At 34.2% G+C, this 13,571-nt stretch carries 8 protein-coding genes; 3 read left to right on the top strand and 5 right to left on the bottom strand.

All coding sequences use genetic code 11. The annotated features are described in order from the left end of the window. Positions 1 to 6: 6 nt before the first annotated feature. The 5 genes from B2741_RS09020 to B2741_RS09000 form a co-directional block, all read right to left on the bottom strand. Entirely contained in the window at positions 7 to 2,121 is a 2,115-nt protein-coding gene (locus tag B2741_RS09020; protein WP_291137844.1) for a glycoside hydrolase family 97 protein, read from the bottom strand. Between the two features lie 3 nt (positions 2,122 to 2,124). Next, complete coding sequence (locus B2741_RS09015) at positions 2,125 to 4,410, bottom strand: glycoside hydrolase family 65 protein (RefSeq protein ID WP_291137841.1); 2,286 nt, start codon at positions 4,408 to 4,410, stop codon at positions 2,125 to 2,127. 44 nt (positions 4,411 to 4,454) lie between these two features. Continuing rightward, entirely contained in the window at positions 4,455 to 5,105 is a 651-nt protein-coding gene (gene pgmB / locus B2741_RS09010; RefSeq protein ID WP_291137838.1) for a beta-phosphoglucomutase, read from the bottom strand. Between the two features lie 3 nt (positions 5,106 to 5,108). Continuing rightward, entirely contained in the window at positions 5,109 to 6,455 is a 1,347-nt protein-coding gene (locus tag B2741_RS09005; protein WP_291137835.1) for an MFS transporter, read from the bottom strand. Between the two features lie 204 nt (positions 6,456 to 6,659). Next, positions 6,660 to 7,682, bottom strand: a complete 1,023-nt coding sequence (locus tag B2741_RS09000; RefSeq protein WP_291137832.1) for a LacI family DNA-binding transcriptional regulator — start codon at positions 7,680 to 7,682, stop codon at positions 6,660 to 6,662. A 223-nt stretch (positions 7,683 to 7,905) separates the two neighbouring features. Between B2741_RS09000 and B2741_RS08995 the strand changes: the two genes are divergently transcribed. From B2741_RS08995 to B2741_RS08985, 3 genes are read left to right on the top strand one after another with little or no spacing between them, the layout of a single operon-like run. Further along, a complete protein-coding gene (locus tag B2741_RS08995; RefSeq protein WP_291137829.1) occupies positions 7,906 to 10,836 on the top strand; it encodes a SusC/RagA family TonB-linked outer membrane protein in 2,931 nt (976 codons plus the stop codon). Positions 10,837 to 10,848: 12 nt separating this feature from the next. Continuing rightward, complete coding sequence (locus B2741_RS08990; RefSeq protein ID WP_291137826.1) at positions 10,849 to 12,444, top strand: RagB/SusD family nutrient uptake outer membrane protein; 1,596 nt, start codon at positions 10,849 to 10,851, stop codon at positions 12,442 to 12,444. Between the two features lie 17 nt (positions 12,445 to 12,461). Next, positions 12,462 to 13,532 carry a SusE domain-containing protein gene (locus B2741_RS08985; RefSeq protein WP_291137823.1) on the top strand — a complete coding sequence of 357 codons (1,071 nt, stop codon included), beginning with the start codon at positions 12,462 to 12,464 and terminating at the stop codon, positions 13,530 to 13,532. Positions 13,533 to 13,571 lie beyond the last annotated feature (39 nt).

Raw genomic sequence — 13,571 nt, 5'->3', positions numbered from 1 at the left:
CTTTTATTATTTAACCTCAACAATACTAATAGCGTAGCCGCCACCAGCTGCCGTTCTCAATTGCAATTTAGTCTTATTGGTTACTTTTTGTTTTGAAATTTTGTATGCTTGTGGATTCGTTTTGTAATCCGCATCGGCAGCATCGGCGTAAATAGTGGCTTCGTATTTTTTTCCTTTTTCTAAGAAATCTAATGTAATCGTTGATGTTCTTGCATTGTATCCGTTTGAATTTCCAACGAACCAATTGTTTGAATTTTTATCTTTTCGGGCGGTTGTAATGTAATATCCTGGCTCTGCTTCCAAATATTTTGACGTTGACCAATCAACGGGAACATCTTTAATAAATTGAAAAGCGTCTAAAAAGCGGTTGTAATTTTCTGGTAAATCGGCAGCCATTTGAAGTGGAGAATACATAACCACATACAAACCTAATTGATTAGCTATTGTAGTATTGCAATGCGAGTTGTTGCCTGGATTTAATTTTGAGATGTCCATTTCGAAAATTCCTGGTGTGTAATCCATTGGACCACCAATTAATCTTGTAAAAGGTAACAAAGTAGTATGATTCGCTTTTGAACCTCCAAAGGCTTGAAACTCTGTTCCACGAGCCGATTCGTTTCCAATTAAATTAGGATAAGTTCTGCAAATTCCCGTTGGTCGAACGGCTTCGTGTGCATTTACCATAATTTCATAATCAGCCGCCTTTTCAATTGCATATTGATAATGATTTAAGATAGATTGACTGTAATGGTGCTCTCCCAAAGGTAAAATATTTCCAACATAACCACTTTTCACGGCATCATAACCGTTGTCTTTCATGAATTGATATGCTTTATCCATGTGACGTTCATAATTTCTAGTTGAACCAGAAGTTTCGTGATGCATTATCATTTTTACGCCTTTTGATTTAGCATATTCGTGAATTCCTTTGACATCAAAATCAGGATAAGGTGTAACGAAATCAAATACATAATCTTTTTCGTGGCCAAACCAATCTTCCCAACCTTCGTTCCAACCTTCTACTAAAACCGCATCAAATCCATGTTTTGCGGCAAAATCGATATGTTCTTTTACGTGAGTTGTATTGGCTGCGTGTTTTCCGTTTGGTTTTACTTTTGTGAAATCGGTCACTCCTAATTGTACTGACGGAACTTCATCAGTGTAAGCCCAAGCACTTTTTCCTGTAATCATTTCCCACCAAACTCCAATGTATTTTACGGGTTTGATCCAAGAAGTGTCTTCAATTTTACATGGTTCATTTAAGTTCAATGTCATTCTAGAAGCTAAAACATCTCTTGCATCTGAGCTTGCAATGATAGTTCTCCAAGGAGAAACACAAGGAGCTTGCAAATAACCTTTATTTCCTTTGGCATCTGGTGTTAAATGCGATTGAAAAACCAAGTTTTTATCATCTAAATTCAGGTGCATGCAGGAATAATTGATTAATGCTGCTTCGTGAAGATTAATGTAAATTCCGTCAGCGGTTTTTAGCATTAAAGAAGTTTGTACACCTGTATCAGAAAATTGTTTTTGTGAAGCATTTTCAGAAACGGCACCACGGAATAATTTTCTAATTTCGGTTAATTTACTTTCGGTAAAATCATATTCTTGTGTATCGTAATCACCTGGAATCCAAAATGCGGTGTGGTCACCTGTCATAGCGAACTCGGTGCGTTCTTCTTTTACTACAAAATACGTTAGGTTTTTTTGTTCAGGGAATTCGTAACGGAAACCTAAACCATCGTTGAATAATCGAAAACGAATGATGATGTTTCTGTCGGTTTCATTTTGCTTCAATGTAATCGCCAATTCGTTGTAGTGATTTCTAATCGCTGTTTCTTCGCCCCAAACAGGTTTCCAAGTTTCATCAAAGGTATTTCGAACTTCGTTTACCAATTTAAAATCATTCAATAACGACTTTTTATCTTTTTGAAGTTCTAAACCTAACTTACTTTTTTTGATGATTTCTTTGTTTTTCATGAAAAGTTGATACGTTGGTGTACCATCATTTTCTAAAGCGAAAATCATCTTGAAATTTCCATTTGGCGATTTTAATTCTTGAGCATTCATCCCAAAAATTGAAAAAAACATCACGAATACTGAAACAAAATATTTATACATGTCTTAATTTTTAATTAATTGCGATTCACCATTTACAAACACTTCAACATCCGAATTTCCTTCAATGGAAACGTTTGTTCCTTCTTGATTTACTTCTACTTTTACAATAGCATTTCTTAAATTTACTTTGAATGAATAGCCTTTCCATTGCGCTGGAATTTTTGGTTCAAAATGCAATTGGTTATTTCTAACACGCATTCCACCAAAGCCTTCCACGATACTCATCCAAGTTCCCGCCATGGAAGTGATGTGTAAACCTTCTTCTACTTCTTTGTTATAATCATCTAAATCTAAACGTGAAGTTCTTAAATAAAACGTATACGCTTGTTCCATTCTACCCAAAACAGCCGCTTGAATCGAATGAACACAAGGCGAAAGCGAACTTTCATGTACTGTAAATGGTTCGTAAAAATCGAAATGTTTTTCTAATTGTTCTTTGGTAAAATGATCTTCGAAGAAATAGAAACCTTGCAAGGTATCAGCTTGTTTGATGTAAGGCGAACGTAAAATTCTATCCCAAGACCATTTTTGATTGATTGGGCGTTGCGATTTATCTAAATCGGCTACTGTGATTAATTCTTTATCTAGGAATCCATCTTGTTGTAAATATACGCCGTGTTCTTCGGAATAAGGGAAATACATAGTATCCGCCACTTTTTTCATTTCTGAAATTTCGGCTTGTGATAATTTCACTTTACTCATGATTCGGGTATAATCCGATGGATATTCGTTTTCAATTTTGTTGATTTGCTCAACTGTATAATCAATACACCATTTTGCAATATAATTGGTGTAGAAGTTATTGTTTACGTTGTTTTCATATTCATTTGGACCCGTTACTCCTAAAATCACATATTGATTTCTATAGGTTGAAAAGGTCGCTCTTTGATGCCAAAAACGGGCAATTCCAATTAAAACTTCTAAGCCTTTTTCTGGAATATAAGAATAATCGCCTGTGAATCGGTAATAATTGTAAATAGCAAAAGCGATGGCGCCATTTCTGTGAATTTCCTCGAAAGTAATTTCCCATTCGTTGTGGCATTCTTCACCATTCATGGTTACCATTGGATACAAAGCAGCTCCATTTTTGAAACCTAATTTTTCAGCATTTTCGATGGCTTTGTCCAATTGGTTGTAACGATACGCTAAAAGATTTCTCGCTACTTGTTGGTCTTTGGTAGCCATGTAAAAAGGGATGCAATAGGCTTCCGTGTCCCAATAAGTGGAACCACCGTATTTTTCACCAGTAAACCCTTTTGGACCAATGTTTAATCTCGAATCTTTTCCTAAATAGGTTTGATTCAATTGGAAAATATTGAAACGAATTCCTTGTTGCGCTTTTACATCGCCATCAATGGTAATATCGCTCATTTCCCAAATTTTTGCCCAAACTTGTTTTTGGTTTTCAGTTAATTCCTTTACACCTATTTCCAAGGCAGTTGCAATACTGTTTTTTGCGCCTATAATCGTATTCTCATGGTTCATTGAAACTGTATAACCACCGATTTTTTGAATGGTAGTGGTTTGTCCTTTTGTAACCGCTACTTGATAACAAAATTGAATCTTTTCTTTCGTTTCTTCAACACTTACGGGTGCTATACTTAAATTGGAACCTTCTAACAAAATACTATTTTGCATGAAAGTAGTTGCTGTGAAATGGGTTTTGAAAGTTCTAGCCGTTACGAACGCTTCATTTCCTGAATGTTTAACGCTGATTGGTTCCCAAAATTTTTCTTCCCAATTAGCATCTTCGTTATGAACTCCAGCATCCACATAAGGTTTGAAAACAATTTTTGCATCCGAATTTAAAGCAGTGATTTCGTAATTGATAACTCCTACTTCGTCCAAATCTAACGATAAGAAACGTTTTACTTTGACAGCAATTTCGGTTCCATTTGCTAAAGTTGCTTGAAAAGAACGGTAATAAATTCCTTCTTTCATGTTCAATTCACGACGGAAATTAGAAACCGACTGACATTTGGCTAAATCTAAATTTACGCCATTAATTTCAATATCAATTCCAATCCAATTTGGTGCATTTAATACTTTTGCAAAATATTCAGGATAACCGTTTTTCCACCAACCTACTTTTGTTTTATCGGGATAATAAATTCCGGCAATGTAACTACCTTGAAACGTTTTGCCTGAATAGTATTCTTCAAAATTAGCGCGTTGCCCCATAGCACCGTTTCCGATACTAAATAAACTTTCAGAAGATTTAACTCGCTCTGCATCAAATCCTTCTTCAATAATCGACCAATTGTCGGGTTGTATATAATCTTGATTCATTTTTGTAATATGTCAATTTGTTAATGTGTCAATTGGTCAATTTCTTAACCAATTAATTGAGATAAAAAGGCTTCATCCACAAAGGTGAAATCTATAAAATTGTACTTTGCTTCGTGTAAAACGGTGGCGTCACCAATTCCTACACTTATCATGTTGGCAATATTTGCCGCTTGAATACCCGCTACCGAGTCTTCAAAAACAATAGCATTTTGATTAAAAACCCCTACCAATTGTGCTGCTCTTAAAAATACTTCCGGATCTGGTTTTGCGTTTGAAACATCATTTCCGTCCACAATAGCATCAAAAAAGTGCATGATATTGGTTTTTTCTAAAATAGGTCGCGCATTTTTACTTGCCGAACCCAAAGCAATGAAATGGTTTTTACTTTTCAGATATTCCAATACTTTTAGTACACCCGGAAGAATTTCGCTTTCGCCCATGTCTACTAAATAGGAAAGGTATTCTTCATTTTTTTGAACCAACCATTGGTTTTTATCTTCTTGGGAAGCTTGTACATTTCCCAATTCTAAAATAATGTCTAACGAACGAACACGGCTCACGCCTTTTAAACCTTCGTTATGTTCGTGTGTAAATTCGATTCCTAATTGATTGGCCAACTTTTGCCAAGCTAAAAAATGATATTTAGCCGTGTCAACGATTACGCCGTCTAGATCGAATATGAATACTTTTTTCATTGTCTAAATATCTTTTTGATCTTTAACTTTTAATACCAAAAGGGCTGCCAATAGGAAACTTACACCACTCATCATGATAGCATAAATAGCATGATCGTTATAAACGTATTTCACTAAAGGTCCACCGATTAAAGCATTAATAATTTGTGGAATTACAATAAAGAAGTTGAAAATTCCCATATAAACACCCATTTTTTTAGGCTGAATAGACCCTGCCAAAATAGCGTAAGGCATAGCTAAAATACTCGCCCAAGCAAATCCGACTAAAACCATTGAAAAGATTAAAGCTTCTTTGTTTGGCATAAAATACATGGATATTAATCCGATTCCTCCTAAAACTAAAGAAAGTGCATGTGTTTTTCTTCGTCCAATTTGTTTTGCAATGTAAGGCAATGCAAAAGCAACAACGGCTGAAACTGCATTATAAACTCCGAAAATAATTCCTACCCAATCTCCAGCGGATTGATATTCTGGAGTTTTGGTGTCATTCACTGACAACCCATAAATGTGCTGGGCAATAGCTGGAGTAGTAAAAACCCACATACCAAACAATCCAAACCAAGAAAAGAATTGTACCCAACTTAGTTGACGCATGGTTTCAGGCATTTTAGTAAAATCTGAAAAAACATCAGAAAGTTTGGCTTCTTTGGTTTCACCAATAGCTTCTTTGTGTTCTTTTTCGTCTCTAAATTGTTCTAATTCTTCGGGAGAATATTCTTTAGTTGTGAAAATGGTAACTAAAATGGAAGCGACTAAAATTAGAGCTCCAATAATAAAAGAATAAATTAAGTTTAATGGAACAGCAGAAGTTTCTGAAGGTTGATTACTAATTCCAAACCAATTGGTTAAAACATAAGGCAACCATGATCCTACCACAGCCCCTATTCCAATTAATGCGGTTTGAACACTGAAACCTAAGGTATGTTGGTCTGCTCTTAAATTATCTCCTACCAAAGCACGGAACGGTTCCATAGCAATGTTAAAAGAGGCATCCATAATCATTAACATTCCGGCACCTACCCAAAGAGCAGGCATGAAGGCAATGAAAATTTCAGCTTGTGGCATTAAAATTAAACCAACGGATGCTAGGATTGCTCCTACTAAGAAATAGGGTTTTCTTCTTCCAAATTTAGACCAAGTGTTATCACTATAATGTCCTATTATGGGTTGAACAATTAATCCCATTAAAGGAGCAATTATCCAAAACCATGATAATTCATGCACATCGGCACCAAAAAGTTGAAGAATTCTACTTGCGTTAGCATTTTGTAGGGCAAAACCCATTTGGATTCCTAAAAAACCGAAACTCATGTTCCAAATTTCCCAGAAACCTAATTTACGCTTTTCCATTATCGTAATTTATTGATTAATAAATCGATAAGCGTTATGTATGCTTATCAAAACTTATGTTTTTAGAAGTGAAGTTACAAGTTTTGATATCACAAATATAAAAGGTTATTTTAATAAATAATCCCTTTTAGTCAAATATTTTTTAATCGAATTGAGTAAAATAAATTTTTAATCGATTGATTTTCAATTTATTAAACCTAACTATCACGATTTCGTAGATTCTCGAATTATTAGATTCGTTTCTATAATTTCAGTTCTATAATGCTCATCGTCTTCATCTTCTAATTCCAATCTATTTATAAGCATTTCAGCTGCCTTTCTTCCCATTTTAATCCCATTTTGACTAATAGTAGTAATAGTTGGAGTGGAATATTTAGAGATAATTCCATCTGTAAAAGCTACTACTGATAAATCTTCAGGAATTTTAATCCCTTTAGACATAGCTAATTTTATTGCTGTAACAGCAAACAACTCATTAACCGCCAAAATAGCATCAATAGATTGATTTTCTAATAATTCATTGATTTTCTCATCACAATGCTCAGTATCTTCAATTCGAATTATTAAGCTTTCATCTACTTCGATTCCGTGATCATACAATACGTTTAAATAACCATCTGTTCTAAGTTTTCCGACACTTACATAATCAACAGTAGTAAGTAAGGCAATCTTTTTTAATCCTTTTGAAATTAAGAAATTAGTCGCCTCATAAGCCGCTAATTGGTCGTCAATGATCACTTTATCGCACATAATGTCATTGGAAATTCTATCAAATAGCACCACAGGCATTCCTTGATTAATTACTTCTTGAAGATGGTGAAAGTCTCTCTTTTGTTGGGTTTCTTTTGATAACGACATAATAAAACCATCGGTACTACCGTTGGCTAACATTTCCATATTAATAACTTCTTTATCAAAAGATTCGTCTGATAAACAAACAATAACATTATAACCGCATTCATTTGCCACTTGCTCAATACCACTAATTACCGTTGCAAAAAAGTGATGTACTATTTCTGGAATAATAATACCTATTGTCTTAGTTTTCTTATTTTTTAAACTTAACGCAATGTTATTAGGCTTATAATTATAAAGCTTTGCAAAGGCCTGAACTTTCAAGCGAGTGTCCTCGCTAATTTCGGAACTATCACGAAGCGATTTTGAAACTGTTGAGATCGACACATCTAATTCTTTTGCAATTTGCTTTAAAGTAACTTTTCTTCTCATGACAATTTAGTCGATTATAATTTTTTAATAAATGTAACTTATTTTTTTTGGTATTGCAATATTATGTTAAAAATTGGCACTTATTGATAAAGTTTTCAACACGAAAACGTTTTCGCAAGGCTTTTCACAAATCTCCGTTTTTTTATCTGCAATTTTTACATAAATTTAACATTAGAAGTGAATTTACAAGTAAATAAAAAACAATTTAACCTAAACAATTTGTATGAAAACATTGCAAAAAAAGTTATTGCTTTTGCTACTGATGTTACCCTTAGGCTTGTTGGCTCAAAACACCCTAAAAGGGGTTGTTTTAGACGGCTCTTCAAAACAAACCTTACCAGGAGTAAATGTATTAGTAGCAGGCACAACAAACGGAGTTACTACCGACTTTGATGGGAATTTCACTTTAACGAACATCAAAAAAGGAGATCGAATTGTATTCTCATATATAGGCTTTAAAGATGAAACCATAACATATGAAAATCAAAACACGATAACTATCACTTTACAAGAAGATCAAAAAGAATTGAAGGATGTTGTTGTTATTGGATACGGAACAGTTAAAAAGAAAGATGCTACTGGTTCTGTAACTTCAATAACTTCTAGCGATTTTAACAAAGGCGCTAATGTAACCGTTGATAATTTACTGACAGGAAAAGTCGCTGGAGTTACAATTAATTCAAATGGAGGTTCTCCAGGATCAGTTCCAACTATCAGAATTCGAGGAGGCTCTTCACTTTTAGCGAATAATGACCCATTAGTAGTTTTAGACGGGTTACCAATGGACTCAAGGGTTTTAGCTACTTTAAACCCTAGCGATGTTGAAAGTTTTACAATTTTAAAAGATGCATCGGCAACAGCAATTTATGGAACGAGAGCTTCTAATGGTGTAATTATCATTACCACAAAAAAAGGGTCTAAAGAATTACAAGTTGATTACAACGTTCAATATGGAACTGGCAAAAAAGTTAACAAAATTGATGTGCTTTCAGCAGATCAATTCAGACAAGTAGTAAACAATTTATATCCTGTTGGCCCAAGTGTTCCAAACTCTGCCTTTAACCAAGGCGTTAGAGACAAAATGGGGAATGCTAATACAGATTGGCAAGAAGAAATTTACAGACGTACAGATTATATAGACAATAATCTTAGTATAAAAGGTAATTTCTTAGGTCTTATTCCAACTAGATTAACTATAGCAAACACTTATCAAGAAGGAATAAGATTAACTGATTACATGAATAGAAATAATGTCTCTTTAAATTTAAGTCCTAGTTTTTTCGGTAATCACTTAAAGACTAGAATGTCTTTAAACTATACAAATACTAATAGAAGAAACGCTCCAGGTGTTGAAGGTGGAGCTATAGCAATGGATCCAACGCAGCCTGTTTATGATCCGACTTCGCCTTTCGATGGATTCTTTGAATTCAGAGACGGTCCTACAATTAATGATTTTGCTCCAATTGCAGTTGCCAACCCAGTTGCTCAACTATTACAAACAAACAACAGAAGTGAAAATTACAAACTTTTTGGTAATTTTGAAGTAGATTACAAATTTCACTTTCTGCCTGAACTAAGATGGGTTACCAATCTAGGTTATGATAGAGATGCTGGAAACAGCAGAAACTTTACTCCTATAACAGCTAGAACTTCTCCTATAAGACAAAATGCTCTAATCGGAAACAATAGTTACTCAGATGGCGTTAGCACAAATAAATTAATAGACTCCTATTTAGTTTACAATAAAACTTTCAACGATTTAACTTTTGATGTTACTGGTGGATATTCTTATCAAATTTTTGAAGGATATGGCTACACCACAAGAAATCAAAATAACGCAGATGACATTCCGCAATCTACTGTGAATGATGATATTGTATATGTAGGTTTCTTTGGAAGGACTAACTTCACTTATAAAGACAAATATTTATTAACATTAAGCTATCGTAGAGATGGAACGTCACGATTTTCAGACTCAAATAGATGGGGCAATTTTCCTGCTGCTTCTTTAGCTTGGAAATTAAAAGAAGACTTCTTTAAAGAAAACAAGATAATCAGCGAATTAAAATTAAGAGCTGGATGGGGTGTAACTGGACAACAAGATATTGGAGCTGGATTATTTTACTTACCACAATATTATTTAGGTGATCAAAACTCACAATATGCTTTTGATAGTAACTATTTTAATGTTGCACAACCAGGAGGTTTCAATCCAAATCTTAAATGGGAAGAAACAACAACTTACAATGCGGGTGTTGATTTTGGTATAAAAGATAACCGTTTAAATGGAAGTTTAGATTTCTTTTATAAAGTTTCTGATGACCTGTTCCAGGTTGCTCCTTTTGCAGACGGAAGTAACTTTACAAATGAAGGTCCTCAAAATATCGGAAGCATGAGTGTTAAAGGTTTCGAATTAAACATTAATTATGATGTTTTAAAACAAGAAAACTTAAACTGGAATGTTAATTTTAATGCTTCAAAATTTGAAAGAAGAATTGACGAAATTGCTGGTGGCGTGCCTATCTTTGTAGGAAACATAGGAATTGGAACTGAATCTCAGATTATGCAAGAAGGTTTTACACCAAATTCATTTTATGTTTTCAAACAATTATACAACAACTATGGATCACCTATTGAAGGCGCTTTTGCCGACTTAAATGGAGACGGACTTGTTAATAATAGCGATAGATATATCTACAAAAACATTGATCCAGATTTAGTTTTAGGCTTTTCAACAAGTTTTAATTATAAAAATTTTGATTTAGGATTTAATTTGAGAGCAAGTTTTGGAAATAGAATATTGAATGTCGTAAAATCTCGCTCCTCTTATTACAATCAAATTTTGAATGGTGAATTACAAAACTTACCATCATCTGTTTTAGACTATAATTTTAACACTCCTGGAGTAGGACAAATTTTGTCTGATTTATTTGTTGAGAATGGATCTTTCTTAAGAATGGACTATGCAACATTCGGCTATACATTCCCAAAATGGTTAGAAGGAAAAGCTTCTTTGAGATTATTTACTGGTGTTCAAAATCCATTTATTATAACTAAATATTCTGGATTAGACCCTGAATTTACAGGTGGTAATGACCAAACTATATATCCAAGACAAAGACAAATTTTATTTGGAGCTAATGTCAAATTTTAAAAAATTGTGAATATGAAAAAATTAAGTCAAATCTTAACACTTTTACTAATCTCGGTAAGTTTTAATTCATGTACCGACGATTTAGAAGTTGACCCAAACGATCCTCTGAGACTAGATGAGGAAGCGTTTTACTCGCAACCCGGCGCTTATTCTAGTGCTATAGCTGGTGTTTACGCAAATTTATCTCTAACAAGTACAAATGGAGCAACTTCATCAAACTTGGGAGGAATAGATGCTGGATTTAGCCAGTATGGTCGTGTTGTTTGGTATTTAAACAACATAACAACTGATGAAGTAATCTGGTCATACGAAGGCGGAAACGACATAGGTGTTCGTGAATTACAAAGAAACATTTGGGATGCATCAAATCCATTCTTTAGAGGAATGTATAGTCGCGGCATGTTACAAGTAGCATTAGCAAATGAGTTTTTAAGACAATCAACTACTGATAAATTAAACTCAAGAGGAATAAGTGCTACAGAACAAGCTGAAATTCAAATTTACAGACAGGAAGCTAGAGCACTACGTGCATTAGCTTACTATCACTTGATGGATTTCTTTGGCAAAGCCACTTTTAACTCAGAAAATGATGCAGTAGGTGTTGCGGGACCTGAGTATAATAGACAACAATTATTTAACTTTATTGAAAGTGAATTGTTAGCTATTCTACCAACGCTAAAAGCGCCTAGAACAAACCAGTATGGTAGATTAGATCAAGGTTTTGCCAGAATGTTATTAGCAAAAATCTATTTAAATGCTGAGGTGTATATTGGAACTGCAAAATATAACGAATGTGCTACACAATGTACAGAACTTATAAATGCTGGGTATGTTTTAAATCCAAATTATAAAAACAACTTTACTGCAGATAATCATATTTCTCCAGAATTAATTTTTGCTATTCAATCTGATGGTGTTAGAACTCAAAACTATGGCCCTACAACCGTTATGATTAATGGCCAAGTTGGTTCTCTAGAACAGAACGGAGACGATATGGGAATCCAAGGCTGGGGAGGTGCTTTACGATTAAGAAAGCAGTTCGTTCAAAAATTTAATGGTTCAGAATTTAGTAACGACCAACGAAACAACATAATATCTGGCTCAAGAAATATTGAAATATCTGATGTAACTGATAGAGATCAAGGATATGTTTTATTTAAATATTCAAATAGAACTTCAACAGGAATTGCTGGTTCAAACTCAACATTTGCTGATACTGATTTTCCATTATTTAGATTTGCAGATGTACATTTGATGTATGCCGAATGTGCTGTAAGAGGTGCTTCAAACGCATCATTATCACAAGCCACAACTTATATTAATCTACTTAGAGAAAGAGCTAATAATGGTTCATCAATTGCAAACATTTCTCAATCTAACTTAACTTTAGATTTTATATTAGATGAAAGATCTAGAGAATTGCATTGGGAAGGTCACAGAAGACAAGACCTTATCAGATTTAATAAGTTTACTGGAGGAACCTACAATTGGGCATGGAAAGGAAATGGAATTAATGGCATTGCTTTACCACAACACATGAAAATATTTCCATTACATCCTGCTACTTTGGCATCAAATCCTAATTTAACACAAAACCCGGGGTACTAATAAAAAATTAAAATAATATGAAAAATATATTTAAAAGTTTACTTGCTGTATCAGCTTTATCTTTAGCATTAATTTCGTGTGAGGATGAACAAGATTTATCCTTCCTTACACCAGAAGCTGAATTTGAAATTTTATCTCCAAATTCTGGTGATGCTGTCGAACTAAATCCAGAAACTACAACTAATCCAGGGCTTTCATTAACTTGGAGTGAAGCAGATTTTGGAACACCAACAGAAATTACATACACAATTGAAATTGACAAAACTGGAGACGAATTTGACAGTCCTTATGTTGTAACTTCTACTACAAATACATTTGTGACAATAAACTCTGAAGAACTTAACGGAGCTGCCCTAGCTGTTGGATTAACTCCTTTTTCACAAGAAGGAATAGATATTAGAATTAAAGCAACAATTGGAACTGGCACAAATGAATCTTATTCAAATACAATTGTTTATCTTGTTACTTCTTATTCTACAGATTTACCTAAATTAGCCGTACCAGGAAATCACCAAGGATGGTCTGATGCAAACAATTTTGAATCAGCCCCTAGAATTGCTGCTTCTGGATTTGGACTTACTGATTACGAAGGATATATGTGGCTTGATGGTGAATTTAAGTTCTTAGGACCTAATGGCTCAGGAAATTTTGCTTGGGGAAACACGGATTGGGGAGACAATGGAGATTTCTCGGGGATTTTAGCAGAAGCAAATGAATCAAACTGTACTGCTGTCGCAGGATTTTACAGAGTAAGAGCTAACACTGAAGCACTAACTTATACAACTACTGCTGTTAGTTGGGGAATAATTGGAGCAGCTACTCCAAATGGATGGGATTCTGATACAGATTTCACATATAATCCTGCAACTAAAAAATTGGAAATCGCTAGTATTGCACTAGTGCCTGGAGCATTCAAATTTAGAGGAAATAACGCTTGGAGTAATGGTTTCGATTTAGGAACAGTAAATGCGGATGGTTTCTTAGTTGAAGGTGGAGATTTAACTTTTTCTGGAGCAGCAGGAAACTACAAAGTAATACTAGACTTGTCAAATCCAAGAGAATACACTTATGAGTTTATTGCTCTTTAATATTAAAATTCAAAGGGTTGCCTAATAAGCAACCCTTTT

The organism is Flavobacterium sp. UBA7663 (assembly GCF_002483315.1).
Taxonomy (GTDB): domain Bacteria; phylum Bacteroidota; class Bacteroidia; order Flavobacteriales; family Flavobacteriaceae; genus Flavobacterium.
This window is presented reverse-complemented; position numbering and strand designations above follow the sequence as displayed.